Source organism: Vreelandella rituensis (genome assembly GCF_003336665.1).
Taxonomy (GTDB): Bacteria; Pseudomonadota; Gammaproteobacteria; order Pseudomonadales; family Halomonadaceae; genus Vreelandella; species Vreelandella rituensis.
The window spans coordinates 1-21,389 of sequence record NZ_QPIJ01000006.1; the positions used below are offsets into that span (position 1 = coordinate 1).

Sequence of the window (21,389 nt, forward strand, 5' to 3'; positions counted from 1 at the left end):
CGAGGCGTCGCGGGGCGCGCAGCGGCTTCGGCAATCGCGGCGGCATCGCGCGCATCATTCTTGTGGCCGAGGACGAACGGCTTGACGGCCTGGGGTGGCAGCAACTCTGTCTCGTGTCCCAAGGCGCGGATTTCTCTCGCCCAGTAGTGCGCTGAACCACATGCCTCCATGGCCACTCGGCAGGGTGGAAGCTGGGAAAGCACCATGCGTAACTGGTCACGCTGAACCAGCTTGCTGAAGATCTTATGACCACGCACGTCCACGGCGTGCAGCTGAAAGACGTGTTTCGCCAGGTCAATACCGACAATGCTAATCTCGTGCATGGAGGGACCCTCCTCTCAGAATGCCGTCAGTGTTCTGCGCCCGTTAGATGAAGCACTTCTTCATCTTGGCACAGGGGGGCGGGTCCATCCCATTTCCTACCTTGCGGTAGCGACCAGACCCTTCGGCGCTTTACCTTTCGCCAGCATGATCCTGATCTTCCAGAGCGCCGAACTGAGCGAAGCATTCGGCGGTGGGTCTTGACGACCTATTGCAAACGTAGCGGGTTGGCTACCGCTTTCCCTGGTCAACCGGGCTTGCTTTCACAAGCCTCGTCCTTTAAGGGCGAGGTAGTTGACCACTTGCTTGTTCCATTCTTGGATTTTCAGCTCTTGGACGTAAAAGCCGTTTTTATCAGTGATTCTTGACGCGCCAGATTCGCCAGGCAAGAAAACCGATGATCAGCAATCCCAGCGGGCCCAACACCATGGCGGCCAGCATGGGCTGGATGACCACACCCAAGGCACCCAGACTTTTCAAGCCCAGCTGGAAAAGACTGAAAATGTAGTAACTGATCACGATGATCGACAGCCCCTCGACCGCCTTCTGTATCTTGAGCTGACTGCTGGTGCGTTCATTGAGGCTTTGCAGAATCGCCGAGTTCTGCTCCTCGATTTCCACCTGAGCACGGGTTCGCAGCAGGTCGTTGAAACGTGCGACGCTCTCCGCCAGGCTCTCCTGACGCCGATTGATCGCCGCACAATAATGCACGGTGGGACGGAAACGGCGCAAAATAAAGGTACCCAACGCAGGATGGCCATCAAGACGCTCCTCGCGCAGCTCTTCAATGCGCGTATTTACGAGCAACGCATAAGCCTCTGTGGCACTGAAACGTTGCCGCGAACGGGCGCCGGAACGCTCGAGCCGGTCGGAAAGTCTGGAAATGGCTGCCAGCAGCGGCTTTGGGCTAGTGGCGTCACCCTCAGTATTACGATCCGACAGTTTCCCCAGTTCAATCTCGTAATCATGCAGCTCGACGCTCAACTCCTTGGCCAAGGGCAAGGAAAGCGACGCCATCATGCGATAGGTCTCGATCTCCAGCAGCCTTCGGGTCATGCGTCCCAATCGAAAGTCGTTGAGCCTGCGGTTCACCAGCAGTAAATGATTGACCCCTTCCGCTGTCAGCCGGAAATCACTCCATACGGTAGCGTCGCCGCCGCCCACCAGGGAGCCGGCAGGGTCGCCAAAGCCATAGGCCTTCGGCTTGCCTTCCCATTGCTCTTCCGCTTCTACCAGGATCAGGCTGGCGTTTATCAATTCCGCCTGATGCATCTGGGCAATATCAGCCAGCAGCGACGGCGGCGCAGGCCATTGCGGCGAATCGGACCGGCGGGGCACCAGCAACGTCAGGGTGAAGAACTCGGTATGCCGTTCCCATTTGAGCGTATTGCCTTCGAACTCGATGATTTCCTGAGCTGCCTCAATGTCCAGCGGGGTACCGGTCAACTCACCGAGATGGGCGAGAATAGCGTCACCCACCCCTTGGTTGTCGAGAAAAGCATAGTGATGCAGGTGGGCCGGTGCTGAAAAACGAACCGAGGGCCGGGCGTGCAGTTCATTGTGCAAACGTTCGCGCTGTGGGTGCATGCGACTGGCTCGAAAAAATTGTTTTGGAAATCCGAGCTTACGGCTTGCCGCCAGGCCAGCCAAGGGGTTGCGACAAATAGCGCCGTTTCATTGCCGCGCTCTGCCACACACATTTCCCTGTGCCACACTCGAATGGGTGTTTGCTGAATCAATGTTTTCCCGACTAGGTTAAAGGTCAGTTTGTCATTGGTGTGGGATGTCTTCTCGCCTTACGACATAAAGGATCTCTACTCATGCAGGATAAGAGAAACACGACTCAACACAGGCCCATCGTTATCATCACCGGTGCTGCCGGTGGCATCGGAACCGCCCTGACCCACAGTTTGAAGCGCGACTACCGGATCATCGGGCTGGACATGAAAGAGGCTGAAGAGGCGGACGAAAGCCATGAATTCGACCTTACCTCGCTGGATTCCATCAAGGAGGCCATGGACAAGATAGCCGACCGTCACGGCAGGGACATCGCCGCGGTCGTGCATCTGGCGGCCTACTTCGACTTTACCGGTGAAGAGTCGCCTCTCTATGACAAGGTCAATGTGCAGGGTACCAGCAACCTCTTGACGGCTCTGCAAGACATGAACGTGGACAGGTTCATCTACTCCAGCACCATGCTGGTTCACAAGCCTCAGATACCCGGCAGAAAGATCACCGAGCACACCCCCATTGCGCCTACCTGGGCCTACCCGAAATCGAAGGCCGACACCGAAGCGGTCATACGCGAACAGGCGGGCGACATGCCCTACACCCTGCTGCGACTGGCCGGGATGTACGATGAAAGCCACTGCGTACCCACCTTGTCGCATCAGATTGCGCGCATTTACGAAGACTCCTTTAAAAGTCACCTCTACTCAGGCAACACCGGCGCCGGCCAGGCATGTATCCACCAGGAAGACATGATCGATGCCTTCCGCCGCACCATCGACAGGCGCCACGACCTGCCCCGGGAGAACGAGATTCTCGTCGGTGAGCCGCATTGCGTGAGTTACGAGGCGCTGCAGAACCGGATTGGCGAGCTGATTCACGGCAAGGAACACTGGAAGACCCTTTCAGTGCCAAAGCCGCTCGCCAAGACCGGCGCCTTGCTCGAGGAAAAAAGCGAGCCCTTGATACCGGACGATTTCGACAAGGGTGAGAAGCCGTTCATACGGCCCTTCATGATCGATATGGCTGACGATCACTATGAGTTGAACATCAATCGTGCGCGCAAGCAGCTCGGCTGGGAGCCGCGCCATGAGTTATACGACAAGCTCGAGGATATCGTTGCCAACCTGCTGAAGGACCCGCGTGGCTGGTACGAGGCCAACGGCATCACGCCACCGGACTGGATGGAGGAAGCCAGCGAAAAGGGCCGCAACGCCGAGACCGTACTCGAACAGCATCAGCAGCAGTACCAGCGCGAGCATTTCCGCACGCTCTGGGCGCATTTTTTCAACATGGGCCTGGGCGCCTGGCTGGTCACCTCTCCTTCGATACTCGGCTATACCAGCAGCGCCATGAGCTTCAGCGACATGGCCGCAGGGCTTCTGTTGGTGATATTCGGCTTTATGTCACTCTCCTGGCGTCACAGCTGGGCTCGCTGGGTATGCGCGGTGGTGGGGGTATGGCTGCTGTTCGCGCCGCTTCTCTTCTGGACCGAAAGCGCGGCGGCTTATCTCAACGGCACTGTGACCGGGATGCTGGCGATCGGCTTTTCCGCCGTGGTGCGACCCTCTCCCGGCATTTCACCGGCGGCGGCCACCACAGGCCCCACCATGCCACCCGGCTGGAACAATAATCCTTCCAGCTGGTTCCAGCGCATGCCGATCATCTTGCTGGCCTTGGTGGGGTTCTTCATCTCGCGTTACCTGGCGGCTTATCAGCTGGGGCACATCGATGCCGTCTGGGACCCGTTCTTTGCCGGCACTCGGGAAGGGCTCAACGGAACCGAAGACATCATCACCTCATCGGCTTCAAAGGCCTGGCCGATTCCCGATGCCGGCCTGGGTGGCATCGTCTACATGCTGGAAATCCTTATCGGGCTTATCGGCACCAGTCAGCGCTGGCGCACCATGCCCTGGGTCGTTGCCTCGTTCGGTGTCTTGATCGTGCCGTTAGGTGTGGTCTCGGTGACCTTCATCATCATTCAGCCGATCCTCATCGGCACTTGGTGCACGCTATGCCTGATACAGGCCGGGGCGATGCTGTTGCAGATCGCCTATGCCTTCAATGAATTCGTCGCAACCGGCGAGTTTCTCAAGCGGCGTTATCGTGCCGGGGCACCGATGCTCAAGATATTCTTTACCGGCGATACCGACGAAGGTGAGCGCGAACCCATGCAAGACGACTTTCACCGCAGCCCGCTGGCTATCGCTCGGGATGCCCTGCAAACCGGGGTCACCCTCCCCTGGAACCTAGGGCTAGCCATTGCGATCGGCATCTGGCTGATGTTTACCCGGCTGACCCTCGGCAATGAAGGCGGCCTAGCCAACTGGGATCACTTGCTCGGCGCCCTGATCATTACCGTGTCGATCATCGCCTTGGCGGAGTCGGCGCGCCCGATACGCTGGCTGTTGATTGCGTTAGGCGCCATGCTGTGCCTGGTGCCCTTCCTGCATGACGCCAGCACAGCTGCGTTGATCAATAGCCTTGTCTGCGGGGTTGCGGTCATTGCGCTGAGCGTGCGTTGCGGGCCGATCCATGGCCGCTACGGCAGCTGGAGCAGGCTGTTGGTATAGGCGTTTCCATCCACTCCGGTAGCGTCAGACCGATTGATAGGGGTCAGGTACCGTAGGGAAACGCGCTGGATGGGCTTGCATGAATGCATGGCAGGCACGCAGGACGCGCACATCGTCATGCTTGCCGCCAGCCAGTTGAAAGCCCACCGGAAGGCCGGTATCGGTGAAGCCGCAAGGTACCGATGCCGCCGGTTGCTGACTCAAGTTGAAAGGATAGGAAAACGGCGCCCACTCTTCCCAGCCCTGCATGTCGCTGCCGGGCGGCACATTATGATTGAGCTCGAAAGGTTCGATCGCCACAGAGGGTGTCATCAGAAGGTGGTACTTCTGGTTGAAGTGCTCGAGCTGTTCGGTCAACCGCGCCCGGGCGCGCAAGGCGCGAAACAAATCCCCCGCGCCCCACTCCTGCGCTCGGCGTGCATCGGTGATCATGCCGGGGTCGAGTTGTTGGCGCGCCTTTTCGTCTAGCTCTTCCCACATGACAAGCGAAGCGGTGTACCAAAGCTTGCGGAAGGTATCCAGCGGTGATATCTCGAACTCGGGGGTCACCTCCACCACCTCGGCCCCGAGCGCCGCCAGTTTGTCGGCAGCCTCGCGGACGCGGGCGGCGACCTGCTTATCCACCCGGGCGTACCCCAAGGTCGGCGAATAGGCGATACGCAGGCCGCGCAGCCCCCTACTGATCTCTTCGCCCCAATCGTCGGGCTGCCCGCGCATTGCATAGGGGTCGCGGTAGTCGTAACGCCCGATCACATTGAGCATGCTTACCGCATCGCCCACGGTGCGGGTCAAAGGACCGATATGCGAAAGAGTAGGCTCCTTGGCCGGTGGCCATTGAGGCGTCCAGCCATAGGTGGGTTTGAACCCGAACACCCCGCTAAAAGCCGCGGGTATTCGAATCGAGCCACCCGAATCGCCTCCTTGATGCAGCACACCCATATTGAGAGCCGCCGCCACAGCTGCCCCACCGGAAGAGCCGCCTGCCGTCAAGCGGGTATCCCAAGGGTTGGCGGTAGCCCCGAAGACTCGGTTATCGGTCACCCCTTTCCAGCCGAACTCCGAGGTATTGGTCTTCCCCAGAATTACCGCCCCCGCTTCTCGTAACATCCTGGCGGGTGGCGCATCCCGTTCACAAGGCGTGTCCGGCACGGTCAGAGAGCCTTGGCGTGCCGGCATCCCGGCGACTTCGGTCAAGTCCTTGAGCGATACCGGCACCCCATCAATGGGGCTCAATGGCCGCCCTTACCCCCAGCGCCGAGCCGACGCATGCGCTGCGGCTTGCGCCCCTTCACGGTCGACATGCACGTAGGCATTGACCTTGTCGTTGTAGCGGTCGATACGCTCAAGTGCTGCCCGCGCGACTTCGAGCGGAGAAGCTTCGCGTGACTCGAAAAGCTCACGCAGGCACTGAGCATTCATCATTCCCAGGTCGCTATCGCTCACATGACCTCCCTTCGTTCAATGAGACTGGCTGACACCTCGGTGAAACTTCAGGTTAGGACAAACTCGTCCCGCCTCGCAAAAAGCGGGATATCTCTAGGACGAGCGTTAGCAGGTAAATGTCTGACAATCATGTAAGACATGGCTTACATACAGCAAAGTGCTTTTTCTTTACGCTTCGCGAGCTTCGCAAACTAGCAGAACCTTGAAAATGACGGAGCACAGCGCGTGCCTCGGTCTTTTTGTGGTCAATGCTGGACTTCAAGATCGACAAGGGAACGAAACATGAAAATGCTAAAAATTGCCGCTGCCGTAAGCAGTCTCGCCATAATGACTGGCTGTGCCAGCATCGTGGGAGAAAAAGAGCAAACGGTCACCATTAACAGCACTCCCTCTAATGCTGAGGTGATGATTACCGATGAGCGCAGCTTGCAAGTTCATTCAGGCCAGACACCGACTACCGTGCAACTGAAAAAATCGGATGGCTCTTATTTCGGTGGCAAGAGCTATACCGTTGAGATCAGCAAGAATGGCTATGAGAGCCGGACCATGATGATCAACGCAACGCCAAACGGTTGGTATATTGGCGGCAATCTAATCTTCGGTGGTTTGATTGGCTGGCTGATTGTGGACCCACTGACAGGCTCTATGTACAACCTTTCTCCCGATACATTGAATACCACACTGGGTGAAAGTGTCGCTACGAGCGATCAAGGTAATAGCGAAATCACCCTGGTTTTGTTGGAAGACGTTCCGGCGGAATTTAAAGAAGACATGCAATACATTGGAAAAATCTGATTGAGCTCCAGCGTCACCACATGTGGCGCTGGAATAATCAATTCAGTATAAGCAATCGTTTCTCTGCTACTGACTAACCGAGCTTTTCCTTAGCCTTTTACAAATATCAAAGTGCTGAGTCCCTACCAAATTTATAGTTTAAACTTTCCTGACGATTCCCCATAAAAAACGGCCGGCAAAGTGCCGACCGCTATTACTGCTCTTAATAAACCACCTTACTGGTTTTTGCCATTACCTTGCGCGCAGTCGAAGTGGTGTTCTATGGCATCATGGGCTTCGCGCTGTATCCGTGCCTGGTTGGCCCAGAATTTCAACACATACGTATCGTGAGAATGATATTGCAGTTGTGAATTCGTCATTTAGGTTACTCCTGATAAACCATACCTACCCAACATAGGCGCATTTTTGCTGCAACGCAGCATAATTTTAGTGAGGAAGGCTCGCCCTACCGGCTTTTTCCCCCTAAAGTTATTGATTTTCATTTAAAATGAAGTATTGAAAAATATTTCCAAGGAGGCCCCATGTTGAACTTTCATCAGGTATATAAAGCCTATGCCACCCCACAGGGGCCTCTTAGGGTGCTGGACGGTGTCGATATGACGTTGGAGAAAGGCCAAAGTCTGGCGCTGATGGGTGAGTCAGGCAGCGGCAAGTCGACGTTGCTACACCTGGCCGCTGGGCTGGACTTGCCGGATGCAGGGAAGATAACTTTCCAGGGAACCTCCATCGCAACGCTGGATGAGCCAGGCCGAGCCCGTTTGCGCCGTCAGTCGCTGGGTCTGGTATTCCAGCAGTTCCACCTGGTGCCGAGTTTGAATGCCTCGGACAACCTGCGGCTTCAGGCACGCCTGGCCGGTCGCGAGGACCCCGCCTGGACGCGCCATCTCGTCGAGCGGCTGGGACTTAGCGGGCTTGAGCAACGTTACCCGGAACAACTTTCCGGCGGCCAGCAGCAGCGTCTGGCGATCGGCCGCGCCCTGGCGCCACGCCCTGCGCTGTTGCTGGCCGACGAGCCCACCGGCAATCTGGATGAAACCAGCGCCAAGGAAGTGCTGATGCTGATGCTCGAACTGGTGCAGGAAAGCGGTAGCGCCCTGCTTCTGGTCACTCATAGCCCACAGGTCGCCGCCCCGCTGGACCGTTGTTTGAAGCTTACTCGAGGCCATCTGGCGGAGCCTGCCGCATGATAGCCACCACAATGAAGACGCTGCTTTCGCATTACCGGCGGCACCCCGGTCAGTTGCTGATGCTGCTGCTGGGGTTATGGGTGGCAAGCGCCCTATGGAGCGGCGTTCAGGCGATCAATGCATCGGCCCGCGATAGTTATGCGCGTGCGGAATCGTTATTCACCCAAAATCTGGATAGCCTGACCCGCCGTGACGGTGCTCCGCTGAGCCGGGAGACTTACATCGAGCTTCGCCGCAGCGGCCTGGAGGTCTCGCCATTACTGGAAGGCAATGTCGAAAGCACTGAAGGTGTGCGACTCAGCGTACTGGGTATCGACCCCTTGACCCTGCCCGGCGATAGCGGCTTTGCCAGCGCCGGAAGCGGTGACGCCCTGGTCGCTTTCATGACGCCGCCCTATCAAACCCAACTGGCGCCGAATACCTTGGAAGCGTTGGGGCTGGCTCAGCAAGACGTAGCGAATGCCCGTCCGCGACTGGCTAACGGCCATCAATTGCCGCCACTGGTCCTTACGCCGAACCTGCCACCCGACACCCTGCTGATGGATATCGCCGCCGCGTCCAGGCTGCTTGAGACCAACGGCACCTTCACTCGGCTAGTGGCTAGGCCGGGGGAGATCAGCGATGTGCCCGAAGCACTGCTATTGACCCCCGCCGCCACCCTGGTATCGCCTGGGCAGCTCACCGAAAGCTTTCACCTCAACCTGACCGCCTTGGCACTGCTGGCCCTGGTGGTAGGGCTGTTCATCGTTCACGCCGCTCTCGGCCTGGCGCTGGAGCAGCGACTGGGCATGCTGCGCACCCTGCGCGCCCTGGGCGTACCGGGCCGTACGCTGGTGGGCCTTCTGGCCTTGGAGTTACTGCTGTTAGGCGGCGCCGGTGCCCTGCTGGGTATCGTCAGCGGTGTGTGGCTGGCACAGGCGCTGCTGCCCGATGTCGCGGCGACCCTGGGTAGCCTGTACGGCGCGGGGGTCGCTGCAGAGCTGAGCCTACCCTGGCACTACTGGCTGGGTGGGCTGGGCGTGACCTTGGGCGGGCTGTTTATCGCAGGGACGGGGATGCTCTGGCGAGCCGGGCGACTCAGTGTGCTCGGCTTGGGGCAGGCCCAGGCGTGGCGGGCGGGATTTCATCGACAGCTGCGTATAATGAGTATCGCCGGCGCTTTGGGTGGCTTGATGGCACTGGGATTATGGCTGTGGCTCACCCGCCTGCCTGCCGGTGAGGGCTTGCTGGCAGGCTTCGGTCTGGTAACCATGCTGCTTCTCGCCAGCGCCCTATGCTTGCCGCCGTTACTGGCCTTGGTGCTGGCCGGTTTGGCCCGGCTGGCTAAAAAAAGGCCGCTCGCCCAATGGGCGCTGGCAGACCTGCAGCTGCAATTGCCGCGCCTGGCGCTGGCGATGATGGCATTGCTGATCGCGCTTTCCGCCAACCTGGGGGTCAGCAGCATGGTCGGCGGGTTTCGTCTGACGTTTCTCGACTGGCTGGACCAGCGCCTGGCGGCAGAATTGTACATGCAACCGACCCCTGACTATTTCGAGGAGATCAGCGACTGGCTGCTGGCGCGCCCTGAAGTCGCGGAGATTTTACCCACCGGCAGTGGCGAAACCACTCTGGTCGAGGCGTTACCCGCCAACGGCCCGGTCCGGACGCTCGCTGTTCCAGTGAGTATTTTCGGCATCACGCCCGGCGAACGGCTAAGAGCGCATTGGCCGCTACTGGATACCTTGGCCGGACGTGACGCCGCCTGGGCCGCTATCACCGACGGCCAGGCGTTGATCAACGAACAGCTGGCCATCGCCCAGAGCATCGCACCGGGAGACCAGCTCAGGCTGAGTTCGCCGACCGGGCCTCAAACGCTTCAGGTGGTTGGCGTTTATCCGGATTACGGCAATCCCCGTGGCGAGGTAGCCTTGGCGACATCGCAGCTAACCAAGCGCTTTGCGGCTCCGCCAAGTTCCTTGGGTATTGCGCTGCACGCAGGCGCGAATACAACCAGTTTGCAAAATGCGCTTGTCGAGCAATTCGGGCGCCGGGAAGCATCGACCGGGGTGGAAACCCTGACCGACCAGCAAGAGGTCAAGCGGATCGCCACGGGCATCTTCGAGCGCACTTTCAGCATTACCCGAGCACTGAATGCTCTCACCTTGGGCGTTGCTGCCTTGGCGCTCTTGGCGACACTGCTGGCCCAGTCCCGCGAACGGCGCCGACAACTGGCCCCACTCTGGGCGCTGGGCGTGACGCGTTCGCGATTGGCGGGGCTTCAGTTATCCCAGCTGTGCGCTGCCGCCCTGGTAACGGCCTTGCTGGCCGTGCCGTTGGGCATCGCGCTGACCGCCTGTCTGGTCTCGGTGATCAATGTCGCGGCCTTCGGTTGGCGCCTGCCCTTGCACCTATTTCCCGGGGAAATCTTGCTGACGGTAGGCGTCGCGGTGGGCGTGGCGGCATTGGCCGCGCTGCTGCCTGTCTTGAGCCTATGGCGAACCCCACCCCGAGAACTGCTTAGCCAGTTTGAAACCACCTGAGGCGACTTTATGAGGCGATATCCATGAACCCAGCCAACCGTCACCCTCGCCGCCTACTTCTCTGGCTGGGGCTGGGAAGTGTTGCGCTACTGCTGGGGCTCTCGCTATGGCTCTTGGAAGACGAAAAGCCATCAGCGACAGCCACCAGCCAGGGCTTTGCCGGGCTGGGCGCAGATGCCCAAGGCTATGCTCAAGCCAGGCCTGGCATGACGCTTTCCTTTCCCGAGGATCACGCGGCGCATCCCGACAGCCGCATCGAATGGTGGTACCTGACCGCCAATCTGCAAGACGAGAACGGTATGCCGCTAGGCATTCAGTGGACGCTTTTTCGCCAGGCCCTGCTGCCGCCTGAAAAGCGCCCAGCCGACCCCGGCCCTTGGGGCACAGACCAGCTATGGATGGCCCATGCTGCGCTTTCCCAAGGAGAAGAACACCGTGTCGCCGAGCGTTTTGCACGAAGTAATAGCGCGGTACTCGAGCAAGGTCAGGCCGGTGCTCAAGCGCTACCCTTTCGTGCCTGGCTGGATGATTGGCAGCTGGCAACCCGGGTAGAAGCCCCCGAGGAGAATACCTTCGAGCGCCTGGAAGTCAGTGCCGAAGAAAGCACTCCCGAAGGCAGTTTCAGTTATCGCCTGCAGTTGACCGCTGAAGGTCCGTTGGTGCTTCACGGCGAGGAAGGCTTCAGTCGCAAGGCCGCCGATGGCCAAGGGTCGATGTACTACAGTCAGCCGTTCTGGCGTGTCGAGGGCGAAGTAACCCTGGACGGCACCACCCGAGCGGTGAGCGGGCATGGCTGGCTCGACAGGGAATGGAGCAGCCAGTTGCTCAGCCCCCAGCAACGTGGCTGGGACTGGTTTTCCCTGCACCTTGAAGATGGCCACAAACTGATGGCCTTTCAGCTGCGCGGTGGCGGAGAAGACGGCGGGGATTATCGCGCCGGCACCTGGATCACCCCTGAAGGTAACGCCACGGCGCTCTCTTCCAGTGAACTTGTGATGGAGCCGCTGGTCAGCAATAGAGTGGCTGGGCGCGATGTGCCAACCCAGTGGCGCCTCCAGGTGCCGAGACACAGGCTTGACCTGGCCATCAAGGCCCCTTTTGCTGATCGCTGGATGACCACCTCGGTGCCTTACTGGGAGGGCGAGGTAAACGTCACCGATTACGCAAGTGATGAGCCGTTGGGGGTAGGTTATCTTGAAATGACAGGTTATTGAGCAAGCCAGCGCTCCAAACGGACGCTGAAAGCCATCCCGGTTGTTGCAAGGTTGCTGTATAGTGGCGGAGCAGGACATTCAATGACGGAGTCAAAACCACGATTGATCATTCTTTCCAAGCAAGCACAGGAGGTTCTCATGAAGGTATACAAGCCTGAATGGCAGTGCACGTTTAGCGTAAACGAAGGCGCGGAAGAATCAGCCAGCTGGAAAGAGCGTATCGCCTGGCGCCTGCGGGAATTCGCAGACAAGCTGGACAGTGGCGGAAGAACGATCAAGATTGACTGCAATGTAAGCCCCTATGTGAGCCGCCAGGAAGTCGATACCTGCCTGGGTAAAGGGTTTGAAGTCACCCAGGGGCTGCTCACGCAACTCGCTCATCAAGCTGCCTGCGAAGATGTCATGCGTCATGCAAAAGCAGACCTTTTCGAGGAAGACTATCAACATTGAGGCTTAGCCCAGCGTTGAGGGTTGACGCTTTCAGTTGTTAAAACTGGCAGTTGGTAAAACAGGCAGTCAGCAGGTAAAGCAGCTAGTGAATAACGCAACAAGTGACACGTCCTTGGATAGACAGCAGTTAAATTGTCATTGCACCCCATTCAGGCTTTGCTGAATGGGGTGTTTTCGTTCAGGCCGCTGCTTATTTTCAAGGGCTTACTCAAGAGGCTGCTCAAGATCCTTGCCCAAGCGCTGCAAGAACGCCACACAATGCTGCAACTGCTCGAGTTCAACATATTCATCCGGCTGATGTGCCTGAGCGATACTCCCCGGCCCCAGAATGATCGTCTGCATCCCGCCTGCCTGGAATTGCCCGGCTTCGGTGGCGTAGGCCACCGCATGGCGGCAGCCGGCTGACTCTTCCGGCAGGTGCCGTCTGGCCAGCGTCATCACCCTGGCGTTATCCCGATCCACCAGCCCCGGCACGGTGGTATTGAGCAGTTCGGTACTGATCTCGACCTGCTTGCCCTGGTCGCGCAAGCCGATTTCGATGTCGCGGCAATAAGCCTGAAAGCGTTCGAAGACGGCTTCGAAGGTGTCGGTGGGCAGATGCCGGATTTCCCAGTCGAACTGACATTCCCGGGCCATGATATTGATCGCCGTACCCCCGGCAATCTTGCCCACATGCAAACTGGTATGCGGTACGTTGAACGCCGGGTCCACCCGCCCTTCTTGCACCAGCATTTGCATGATGTCTTCGATATAAGTGACCAGACGGGCAGCAACGTGAACCGCCGAGGTGCCCTGATTGACCTGGCTGCTGTGGGCTTCACGGCCCACCACCCGGGTGCGCAGGTTAGTGGCGCCCTTCTGAGCCACCACCGGCTGCATCTCGGTCGGCTCGCCGACGATCACCTGGGCACTGGTGGAGTAGTTCTGACAGAAATGCCGAATCAAGTCCGGCGCGCCCAGGCAGCCGACTTCCTCGTCATAGGAAAAACCCAGATAAATCGGTTGCTTGAGTGCAGCTTGCGACCATGTCGGGACCATCGCCAGCACACAGGCGATGAAGCCTTTCATGTCGCAGGTACCGCGCCCGTACAGTCGCCCGTCATTGCCGTCGTGCAGGCGAAAGGGGTCGGTCGACCAGGGCTGCCCTTTCACCGGCACCACATCCGTATGGCCGGAAAGCATCACGCCGCCCGGCGCCCGGGGGCCGATACGCGCCACCAGGTTGGCTTTGTTGCCGCAGGGACTCATTACCCGGTCCGCCTGAATGCCGTGCTCGGCCAGATATTGCTCAACGAAATTCACCAGCGCCAGGTTGGATTCGCTGGAAGTGGTGTCAAATGCCACCAGCCGGTCAAGAAGCTCGAGGGTCTGTTTCATCAAAATTCCTTACCTGAAAGCGAACGTCCGCCTTCGGCACCCTATCACTGAAATCATGCCCAGCCCACGGCTGTGGGTTCAAGGCTGCCGTTGACTCAAGGCTTTTGCCGACACGAAAAAGTGGCTAGGATCGAGTACTCTTGCAACAACGACTACTCTCGCAACAACCCACCTGGAGCGCGACATGACCACGGTATATCTCTCGCACGGCCTGGAAAGCGGCCCGGGCGCCATGAAAATGCAAGCCATGAAGGAAGTGGTGGAAGCCCTGGGCGGTTGCGAGGCGGTAGTGATGGACTATCGCGGCATGTCCTCCCCAAGCGAACGGCTGCAACATCTGCTGGCTACCCTGGAGCAGCGCCACGCCGACCCCGCAGAGTGCATCATGGCCGGCTCCAGCCTGGGTGGTTGGGTGAGTGCCGCGGCTAGCGTCAGGCATCCATTGCTGGGCTGCTTTCTGCTGGCTCCGGCATTGGGGCTGGATCGCTACCCGGAATCCTCGCCGGTCGTCCAGGCGCAACATACCTGGATCATCCATGGCTGGAATGACGACGTCGTGCCCCCCGGACCGATCATCGACTACGCTCAAGCCTATCGTTTTCCCTTGCGCATGCTGAATGATGACCATCGTCTGCATGCCAGCCTGAAGACGATACTCGATGACTTCCGGCATTTTTTAACCACCTGCCTGGAACCGGCCGCAAGCGAAACGTCAAAAACATGAACCACTGTTAGACAAACACTCAAAAATCCTCTACAAAGAGTATACATCGCACGTTATTCATTGAGAGGAAGTAACTCATGTTAAGTATTTTCAAACGTGACCCGAAGAAAAAGCTTCAACAAGCCTACGAACGCAAACTACAGGCCGCCATGGAAGCATCGCGCAACGGCGATATGCGTGCCAATGCGACACTCACTGAAGAGGCCAACGCTCTGTTGAGCAAGATTCAGTCGTTGGAAAAATCCTGAGTCAGGAATCCCCATGCCCCATCGCGTTCACTTTCGCATACCCAGGCGAGCCACCGCGGTATGGATGCTCGCCATGCTCGCTGTTTTGCCAGGCGCTGCCATGGCCGACAATGACAGCTGCCCGGCACCGGGCCAATGGTTCAAGGATGGTGCCCTGACGCCCCCCGAAACATTGCTGGCCACTGCCGCTCGGCAAGAGGTGGTGATGCTCGGGGAGCGCCATGATGAGAAAGCCCATCACCGTTGGCAGCTGCACACCTTGGCCGGGCTACATGCGCACCGTTCCGACATGGTTATCGGCCTGGAAATGCTCCCCCGCGAGGCACAGCCGGTGCTGGATGCCTGGGTAGCGGGCGAGCTTGACGAAGAGGCGTTCGTTCGCCGAAGCAACTGGAACGAGGTGTGGGGAATCGACGCCGAGCTTTATCTGCCTATCCTGCATTTCGCCCGTATGCAGCAAGTCCCGCTGGTCGCTCTGAATATCCAACCGGCGCTGCGCCAACGTCTGGCCCGGGAAGGATGGCAGGCTGTGGCCTCCTCCGAGCGCCACGCAATAACCGCGCCCGACGCCGCAACCCCGGCCTACCGAGAACGGTTGACGCAAATCTTCCAACACCATCTTGCTCCAGAAGAAGAGGAACGGACAGAAAAGGAGGCGCAGCAAGGAAAAGCGCAGGACAGCAACCACGCCGCCCTGGAGACTTTCATTCAGGCCCAGCTGGCCTGGGACAGAGCCATGGCCGATGGCTTGGCAACGGCGGCACAGAACGGCTCTCTGGCGGTAGGTTTGATGGGTTACGGCCATGTCATTTACGGCGATGGCGTTCCCCACCAACTGCAAGACTTGGGCATCAGCCGACAAATGGCACTTTTACCCTTGGCCATCAACGACTGTCAGCCGCCCGATGCAAGCCTTGCCGATGGCATTTATATTCTGGAGTAGTGCGCCGCCTCAGCCCAGACACTCATCCCAGACAGACACGATTGCGCCCCGTCGACTTGGCATCGTACAGGTAAACATCGGCTCGTTTCAGGGTATCTTCCGCCGTTTCGCCGGGTGCGTGCGTCGCCACACCCACGCTGGTGGTGACCGGTACAGGATGTCCGTCATGGTCGAATAACGTGGCTGCCTGGATCGCTTCGCGAATGCGCTCCGCCACCATTCCGGCAGCTTCACGACCGGTACCCACCAGAATCACCACGAATTCTTCACCGCCATAACGCGCCACGTAGTCGCCGGCTCGCACCTGAAGCGCCAGCAAGCGGGCAAACTCGCGCAACACCTTGTCGCCTACTGAATGGCCATGGGTATCGTTGACCTTCTTGAAGTGGTCGATGTCCATCATCAACAAGCTATACACTTGCCCTTCTTCAGTGCGCTCGATGTCCTTCAGGCGGCGCTCCAGTGCACCGCGATTGAGCAAACCGGTCAGGGCATCATGCGTGGCCTGGCGATAAAGGCGCAACAACAGGCTCAGCTGAAAATGATTGGCGGTCAGCGCCACAATCAAGAGCGTGGCCAGTAACCACTGCGACTGCAATCCCATCGGGGTCAACCAGCTGCCATCCACTTTTTGAGCAAAGCTCAGCAGGACATGCATGGTCACACCGGCGGCCAGAGACTCAAGCAGGGTGAACGGGAAAATACTCAGCGTAGCGACCAGAAGGAAGGGAATGAAGCTGTAACCAATCAGCTCATACGTGCCCCCCTGAGGCATCAGGAAAAGCACCAATGCATAGAAGGCTGCGGGCTGAGCCAGCAATAGGCCCGCGCTCAAACGTATTCGGCCGATTCGGTCCACGCTGCTCCAAGCCAGCCATAACACCCCTACAAACCCTAACGTCATCAATAGACGCCCCATGCGGGTATAGACCTGCAGTTCAGCGGGCAACATGATGCCATCGATGAAGATCCAGAGCGGCGACATGACGGCAAAGATCATACCCACTGCCAGTACCCGGCTACGCAGATAATGAGCGTGAGCGAAGATGAAATCACGGCTGTGATGACGCGAGGATAACGTATCCCAAAAAGAGCTCAGCGCCGTACTGACGGGCGAAGATTCTGGGCTGGGTTTCTCATCGGGCTGGTTGCGTCGCTCTTCGTGAGTGGCAGACATTGTTTGACTTATTTTTTTACCAGACATGGCAACGCTCATGGCTCCAGTGGCAAGTGAGACGTGATAAATACAAAGGCAGCGTGCGTTTCATTTACTGACAGCTCGCCACTTTTAAAGAAATCAGCTTACGCGATTACTTTCCTCAACCCTTGAGGTTAGTCAATTTTCCTTCACTCACTGAGCCATTCATTCTCATTCATCCGCCAAGGCGGGCAATAACGTCTTGAGCTTACGGGTCAGCGTATTGCGCCCCCAGCCCAGTAGCTCGGCTGCTTCCCCTTTGCGCCCCCCGGTATGCTTGAGTGCGGTTTCGATCAGAATACGTTCGAAATCCGGCACCGCTTCTTCCAATAGATGCGTATGGCCTTCGGCCAGGGCATGGTCGGCCCATTCTCGAAAAGCATTGCGCCAGTCACCTTGAACCCCTTCGCTATGGTTTGAGGCGCGTAGCTCCGGCGGCAGGTCTTCCACCAGCACTTCTCGTCCGGAGGCCATTACCGTGAGCCAACGGCAGGTGTTTTCCAGCTGGCGTACGTTTCCCGGCCAGGGCAACCGGGTGAGATGCGCCTCGGCATCCGCAGTCAGCACCTTGACCTCGGTGGAAAGCTCGGTGGCGGCTTCCGCCAGAAAATGCCGCGTGAGACGCGGTATATCCTCGCGGCGCTCCGCCAACTTGGGCAGGTGAATACGAATGACGTTAAGCCGATGGAAGAGGTCTTCACGAAAGCGGCCTTCATTGACCAGGGTTTCCAGGTTCTGGTGAGTGGCGGCAATGATGCGCACGTCCACCTTGACCGAGATATGCCCGCCCACCCGATAGAATTCGCCGTCAGCCAGTACACGTAGCAAGCGGGTTTGCGTCTCCGCCGGCATATCGCCGATCTCATCCAGAAACAAGGTGCCGCCATTGGCCTGCTCGAACCGCCCCTGGCGCTGGGCGGTGGCCCCGGTGAAGGCCCCCTTTTCGTGCCCGAACAGCTCGGATTCGATCAGGTCACGCGGAATCGCCGCCATGTTCAGGGCAATGAACGGCTTGCCGGCCCGCGGGCTATGCTGGTGCAGTGCCTGAGCCACGCGCTCCTTGCCGGTACCCGATTCACCGTTGATCAAGACGGTAATATGCGAATGCGACAGCCGCCCGATGGCACGAAAGACTTCCTGCATGGCCGGTGCTTCGCCGATGATTTCGGTATTCAAGCCTTCCGGTACCGTAATCGGACGCCGGCGTTCGCGGGCATGAGCCACCGCCCGGCGTACCAGTGCCAAGGCTTCGTCGACATCGAACGGTTTGGGCAGGTACTCAAAGGCACCGCCTTGATAGGAGGCCACGGCGCTGTCCAGGTCCGAGTGAGCCGTCATCACGATGACCGGCAGATCCGGATGCGCTTGGCGCAGGCGGGCCATCAAGCCCAGGCCATCGATGCCCGGCATGCGAATGTCAGTGACCAGCACATCCGGCGGATCCTCGATCAACCGCGTCAGGGAGGTGTCCGCCCGCGCAATGCATTCCACCTCAAGGTCCGGTTGCGCCAAGGCGCGCTCCAGCACCCAGCGAATAGCACGATCATCGTCCACGATCACTACCCGGGCTACATCAGTGCCTGCCACCTCAGTCATGGTGCTTCTCCAACGGAATCAATAAACGAAATTCGGTATGCCCGGGATGCGACTCGCATTCGATCAACCCCTGATGTTGATGCAGAATGGATTGAGCGATGGAAAGCCCCAGCCCGCTGCCTTCGGCGCGCCCCGAGACCATGGGATAGAAAAGCGTCTCTCGCAGGCTTTCCGGTACCCCGGGGCCGTTATCGACCACCCCCACTTCACAGACTAGCCGATGGCGTTCGGCCCCCAGGGTGAACTGGCGCCGAGCACGGGTACGCAGCGTCAGCTCGGGAGCGGTCATTTCGGCATCGGTCATCGCTTGAACGGCGTTCCGTGCCACATTCAGCAACGCCTGGATCATCTGCGATTCATCGCCGGAAAGATCCGGCAGGCTGGGGTCATAGTCGCGACGGATATCTACTTTCGGGTATTCGGCGTGCAGCAGCGAACGCACCCGCTCAAGCACCTTGTGAATATTGAGGGGGCTGTGCTTGATCACGTAAGTAGGCCCGAGCATCGAATCCACCAGATCCCGTAGCCGGTCGACTTCTTCCACGATGATGTGGGTGTATTCACGCAATCCCGGCTCGTGCAGGTCGCGCTCGAGCAGTTGCGCCGCCCCACGAATTCCCCCCAGGGGATTCTTGACCTCGTGAGCCAGCCCTCGCGCCAGCACCTTGATCGTTTCCTGGCGGGTCATCAGCGCTTCTTCACGGGAAATCTGCATCAAGCGATCGCGTGGCTCGAGCTCGAGCAACAATTCATCTTCCGATAAGGGCGTCACCGTATAATCGACGGTCAACGGCTCGCCATTGAGTGGCCGCAGCCGTGCTTCACGCTGGGTGAAGGGGTGGAAGGCATCACGTGCCTTGGCCAGCACCGTATCGATGCTGTCGTCGTTGCCCAGCAACGTGTCCAGGCTGAAACCCGAAACGCGGCTCAAGCTCACCGCCAGCAAGGCTTCAGCCGCCGGGTTCATCCAGCGAACCTGCAGTTTGCCGTCAAGCAGCAACACCGCCGTGGTCAGGTGATCCAGCAAGCGTTTGTACATATCACTCGCGCCAAGCAGTGTCGGCTGAGACGTGCCGGGGGAAGTGTCCCCATGGTGAGTCATGGCAATACCGTTCGGTTAACGAGAAATAAGCCGATGCCAAACCGGCAACGGATGTCCTGATAATAGAGATCCTGACAATAAGACTGCAAAAAATACGCCAACTAAACTGTAGGCCACGGGCTGAGCACTGTTTTGTTTAAACAAAAGACCTAATTTGTTTAAACGACGGGCCTATTTATTTAAACGACGGGCCATATTGGCCACTGAAGCAATCCACTCCGCTGAGCCCTCGCACCATAACAGTGCATCCTAACGAAAAGACCCTGCCGAAGCAGGGTCTTGAAACAGCAGCGATAGCGATAAAAATTAGCAGCTGTAGTACATGTCGAACTCGAGCGGGTGTGTCGCCATGCGCAGGCGTTCCACATCCTCGGTCAGAAGCTCGATGTAGGCATCGATCATGTCATCGGTGAACACACCGCCTTCGGTCAAGAAGGCACGGTCGGCGTCCAGCGCTTCCAGCGCCTGATCCAGGCTCGAGGCCACGGTCGGCACCTTCTTGCCTTCTTCCGGGGGCAGGTCATAAAGATTCTTGTCCATGGCATCGCCAGGATGAATCTTGTTCTTGATGCCGTCGATACCCGCCATCAGCAGAGCCGCAAACGCCAGGTAAGGGTTGGCGGTCGGGTCGGGGAAGCGCGTTTCGACGCGCTTCCCCTTGGGGCTTGCCGTGTACGGAATGCGAATTGACGCAGAGCGGTTACGCGCACTGTAAGCCAGCATGACCGGTGCTTCAAAACCCGCCACCAGACGCTTGTAGGAGTTGGTGGAGGCGTTGGTAAAGGCGTTCAAGGCACGGGCGTGCTTGATGACACCACCAATATAATACAGCGCCATTTCGGAGAGGCCCGCGTACTCATCACCGGCGAACTGGTTCACGCCATCTTTCCAGAACGACTGGTGAACGTGCATACCGGAACCGTTGTCACCCACCAGCGGCTTGGGCATGAAGGTAGCGGTCTTGCCGTAGGCGTGTGCCACGTTGTGGATCACATACTTCATTTCCTGAACTTCGTCGGCCTTCTTCACCAAGGTGTTGAACTTGACACCGATTTCGTTCTGGCCGGCGTTGGACACTTCGTGGTGATGCACTTCCACCGTCTGACCAATGGCTTCCAGGGTGTTACACATGGCGCCGCGCAGGTCATGGAAGCTATCCACGGGCGGAACCGGGAAGTAGCCGCCTTTAAGGCGCGGGCGGTGGCCGAGGTTGCCGCCTTCGATAGTGCGATCCGTCGACCAGGCACCTTCTTCAGAGGTGATCTTGTACATGGAGCCTTCGATATCGGACTTCCAATGCACCTCATCGAAGATGAAGAACTCAGGCTCCGGGCCGAAAAAGGCGGTGTCGCCCATACCGGTAGACTGCAGGTAAGCTTCAGCACGCTTGGCGATGGAACGCGGGTCGCGCTCGTAGCCCTGCATGGTGGTCGGCTCGATGATGTCGCAGCGCAGCACCAGGGTCGCATCTTCGGTGAAGGGGTCGAGGAAGGCAGTACCATCTTCCGGACGCAGAATCATGTCCGACTCATTGATACCCTTCCAGCCGGAGATGGAAGACCCATCAAACATCTGGCCGTTCTCGAAAAACTCTTCATCCACATCGCGAGCGGGGATCGTTACGTGCTGTTCCTTACCGCGTGTGTCGGTAAAACGCAGATCTACCCACTTGATCTCATTTTCTTCAATTAGCGCGAGGGTCTTGGCTGACATAGTGTTCTCCGGTATGAGCGTGGCTTTCAGCAAATCAACTCGTTGAATCGGTATCGTTCAATCTCACCGCAGCGTCTGCGCAATCTTGCCAGGAAACTATCAGTGATTAGAAATCGACGGCAATTAGAAATCGGCCCTTGTTTTAGCACGCCACAAGTCACTTGACTATGAGCGCTGAGCGGCTGCCTTTAGTAATGCACGGTTCGTGCCAAAAATGCACCAATGCCGTCTAAAGCAATTTTAAATAAATGATTTTAA

At 58.4% G+C, this 21,389-nt stretch carries 19 protein-coding genes; 9 read left to right on the forward strand and 10 right to left on the reverse strand.

Annotated elements, in window-relative coordinates; genetic code table 11:
* Both DU506_RS04410 and DU506_RS04415 read right to left on the reverse strand, forming a co-directional pair.
* On the reverse strand, nt 1–323 hold a 323-nt coding region (locus DU506_RS04410; RefSeq protein WP_147273734.1), incomplete at its 3' end, for an IS110 family transposase.
* A 352-nt stretch (nt 324–675) separates the two neighbouring features.
* Nucleotides 676–1,908 carry a DUF3422 domain-containing protein gene (locus tag DU506_RS04415; protein WP_114485740.1) on the reverse strand — a complete coding sequence of 411 codons (1,233 nt, stop codon included), beginning with the start codon at nt 1,906–1,908 and terminating at the stop codon, nt 676–678.
* A gap of 233 nt (nt 1,909–2,141) precedes the next feature.
* Between DU506_RS04415 and DU506_RS04420 the strand changes: the two genes are divergently transcribed.
* Nucleotides 2,142–4,622, forward strand: a complete 2,481-nt coding sequence (locus DU506_RS04420; RefSeq protein WP_114485741.1) for an NAD-dependent epimerase/dehydratase family protein — start codon at nt 2,142–2,144, stop codon at nt 4,620–4,622.
* 24 nt (nt 4,623–4,646) lie between these two features.
* On the opposite strand, the gene DU506_RS04425 is transcribed toward DU506_RS04420, so the two are convergent.
* A complete protein-coding gene (locus tag DU506_RS04425; RefSeq protein ID WP_235825439.1) occupies nt 4,647–5,855 on the reverse strand; it encodes an amidase in 1,209 nt (402 codons plus the stop codon).
* A 9-nt stretch (nt 5,856–5,864) separates the two neighbouring features.
* Nucleotides 5,865–6,065 (reverse strand): hypothetical protein, encoded by a 201-nt coding sequence (locus DU506_RS22070; protein WP_235825440.1) that lies wholly within the window; start codon nt 6,063–6,065, stop codon nt 5,865–5,867.
* Between the two features lie 282 nt (nt 6,066–6,347).
* Between DU506_RS22070 and DU506_RS04430 the strand changes: the two genes are divergently transcribed.
* Nucleotides 6,348–6,860: a peptidase associated/transthyretin-like domain-containing protein gene (locus tag DU506_RS04430; RefSeq protein WP_114485742.1), complete on the forward strand. Its 513-nt coding sequence runs from the start codon at nt 6,348–6,350 to the stop codon at nt 6,858–6,860.
* A 215-nt stretch (nt 6,861–7,075) separates the two neighbouring features.
* Here DU506_RS04430 and DU506_RS21580 read toward each other — a convergent pair whose 3' ends face one another.
* Nucleotides 7,076–7,219, reverse strand: a complete 144-nt coding sequence (locus tag DU506_RS21580) for a hypothetical protein (RefSeq protein WP_181870689.1) — start codon at nt 7,217–7,219, stop codon at nt 7,076–7,078.
* A 162-nt stretch (nt 7,220–7,381) separates the two neighbouring features.
* Between DU506_RS21580 and DU506_RS04435 the strand changes: the two genes are divergently transcribed.
* From DU506_RS04435 to DU506_RS04450, 4 genes are all read left to right on the forward strand, one after another.
* On the forward strand, nt 7,382–8,047 hold the full coding sequence (locus tag DU506_RS04435; protein ID WP_114485743.1) for an ABC transporter ATP-binding protein: 666 nt from the start codon (nt 7,382–7,384) through the stop codon (nt 8,045–8,047).
* On the forward strand, nt 8,044–10,566 hold the full coding sequence (locus DU506_RS04440; RefSeq protein WP_181870690.1) for an ABC transporter permease: 2,523 nt from the start codon (nt 8,044–8,046) through the stop codon (nt 10,564–10,566). The genes DU506_RS04435 and DU506_RS04440 overlap by 4 nt, the downstream gene beginning before the upstream one ends.
* A 23-nt stretch (nt 10,567–10,589) precedes the next feature.
* Entirely contained in the window at nt 10,590–11,780 is a 1,191-nt protein-coding gene (locus DU506_RS04445; protein ID WP_114485744.1) for a lipocalin-like domain-containing protein, read from the forward strand.
* A 138-nt stretch (nt 11,781–11,918) separates the two neighbouring features.
* Entirely contained in the window at nt 11,919–12,230 is a 312-nt protein-coding gene (locus DU506_RS04450) for a hypothetical protein (protein WP_114485745.1), read from the forward strand.
* A 204-nt stretch (nt 12,231–12,434) separates the two neighbouring features.
* Here DU506_RS04450 and argE read toward each other — a convergent pair whose 3' ends face one another.
* Nucleotides 12,435–13,607, reverse strand: a complete 1,173-nt coding sequence (gene argE / locus DU506_RS04455; protein WP_114485746.1) for an acetylornithine deacetylase — start codon at nt 13,605–13,607, stop codon at nt 12,435–12,437.
* A gap of 184 nt (nt 13,608–13,791) precedes the next feature.
* On the opposite strand from argE, the gene DU506_RS04460 reads away from it, so the two are divergent.
* From DU506_RS04460 to DU506_RS04470, 3 genes are all read left to right on the forward strand, one after another.
* Nucleotides 13,792–14,331 carry a YqiA/YcfP family alpha/beta fold hydrolase gene (locus tag DU506_RS04460; protein ID WP_114485747.1) on the forward strand — a complete coding sequence of 180 codons (540 nt, stop codon included), beginning with the start codon at nt 13,792–13,794 and terminating at the stop codon, nt 14,329–14,331.
* A 77-nt stretch (nt 14,332–14,408) separates the two neighbouring features.
* Nucleotides 14,409–14,579, forward strand: coding sequence for a DUF6435 family protein (locus tag DU506_RS04465; RefSeq protein WP_114485748.1), 171 nt, complete (start codon nt 14,409–14,411; stop codon nt 14,577–14,579).
* Nucleotides 14,580–14,592: 13 nt separating this feature from the next.
* Complete coding sequence (locus DU506_RS04470) at nt 14,593–15,522, forward strand: ChaN family lipoprotein (protein ID WP_235825441.1); 930 nt, start codon at nt 14,593–14,595, stop codon at nt 15,520–15,522.
* Between the two features lie 22 nt (nt 15,523–15,544).
* On the opposite strand, the gene DU506_RS04475 is transcribed toward DU506_RS04470, so the two are convergent.
* The 4 genes from DU506_RS04475 to glnA form a co-directional block, all read right to left on the reverse strand.
* On the reverse strand, nt 15,545–16,699 hold the full coding sequence (locus tag DU506_RS04475) for a GGDEF domain-containing protein (protein ID WP_114485749.1): 1,155 nt from the start codon (nt 16,697–16,699) through the stop codon (nt 15,545–15,547).
* A 192-nt stretch (nt 16,700–16,891) separates the two neighbouring features.
* Complete coding sequence (gene glnG, locus DU506_RS04480; protein WP_114485750.1) at nt 16,892–18,316, reverse strand: nitrogen regulation protein NR(I); 1,425 nt, start codon at nt 18,314–18,316, stop codon at nt 16,892–16,894.
* Entirely contained in the window at nt 18,309–19,355 is a 1,047-nt protein-coding gene (gene glnL / locus DU506_RS04485; protein WP_114485751.1) for a nitrogen regulation protein NR(II), read from the reverse strand. The genes glnG and glnL overlap by 8 nt, the downstream gene beginning before the upstream one ends.
* Before the next feature lie 369 nt (nt 19,356–19,724).
* Nucleotides 19,725–21,131: a glutamate--ammonia ligase gene (gene glnA, locus DU506_RS04490; protein ID WP_114485752.1), complete on the reverse strand. Its 1,407-nt coding sequence runs from the start codon at nt 21,129–21,131 to the stop codon at nt 19,725–19,727.
* Nucleotides 21,132–21,389: the final 258 nt, after the last annotated feature.

Coding starts and splice junctions, on each gene's coding strand:
- DU506_RS04415 (WP_114485740.1), bottom strand. CDS start 1,908: ATGCACCCACAGCGCGAACGTTTGCACAATGAACTGCACGCCCGGCCC.
- DU506_RS04420 (WP_114485741.1), top strand. CDS start 2,142: ATGCAGGATAAGAGAAACACGACTCAACACAGGCCCATCGTTATCATC.
- DU506_RS04430 (WP_114485742.1), top strand. CDS start 6,348: ATGAAAATGCTAAAAATTGCCGCTGCCGTAAGCAGTCTCGCCATAATG.
- DU506_RS21580 (WP_181870689.1), bottom strand. CDS start 7,219: ATGACGAATTCACAACTGCAATATCATTCTCACGATACGTATGTGTTG.
- DU506_RS04435 (WP_114485743.1), top strand. CDS start 7,382: ATGTTGAACTTTCATCAGGTATATAAAGCCTATGCCACCCCACAGGGG.
- DU506_RS04440 (WP_181870690.1), top strand. CDS start 8,044: ATGATAGCCACCACAATGAAGACGCTGCTTTCGCATTACCGGCGGCAC.
- DU506_RS04445 (WP_114485744.1), top strand. CDS start 10,590: ATGAACCCAGCCAACCGTCACCCTCGCCGCCTACTTCTCTGGCTGGGG.
- DU506_RS04450 (WP_114485745.1), top strand. CDS start 11,919: ATGAAGGTATACAAGCCTGAATGGCAGTGCACGTTTAGCGTAAACGAA.
- argE (WP_114485746.1), bottom strand. CDS start 13,607: ATGAAACAGACCCTCGAGCTTCTTGACCGGCTGGTGGCATTTGACACC.
- DU506_RS04460 (WP_114485747.1), top strand. CDS start 13,792: ATGACCACGGTATATCTCTCGCACGGCCTGGAAAGCGGCCCGGGCGCC.
- DU506_RS04465 (WP_114485748.1), top strand. CDS start 14,409: ATGTTAAGTATTTTCAAACGTGACCCGAAGAAAAAGCTTCAACAAGCC.
- DU506_RS04470 (WP_235825441.1), top strand. CDS start 14,593: ATGCCCCATCGCGTTCACTTTCGCATACCCAGGCGAGCCACCGCGGTA.
- DU506_RS04475 (WP_114485749.1), bottom strand. CDS start 16,699: ATGTCTGCCACTCACGAAGAGCGACGCAACCAGCCCGATGAGAAACCC.
- glnG (WP_114485750.1), bottom strand. CDS start 18,316: ATGACTGAGGTGGCAGGCACTGATGTAGCCCGGGTAGTGATCGTGGAC.
- glnL (WP_114485751.1), bottom strand. CDS start 19,355: ATGTACAAACGCTTGCTGGATCACCTGACCACGGCGGTGTTGCTGCTT.
- glnA (WP_114485752.1), bottom strand. CDS start 21,131: ATGTCAGCCAAGACCCTCGCGCTAATTGAAGAAAATGAGATCAAGTGG.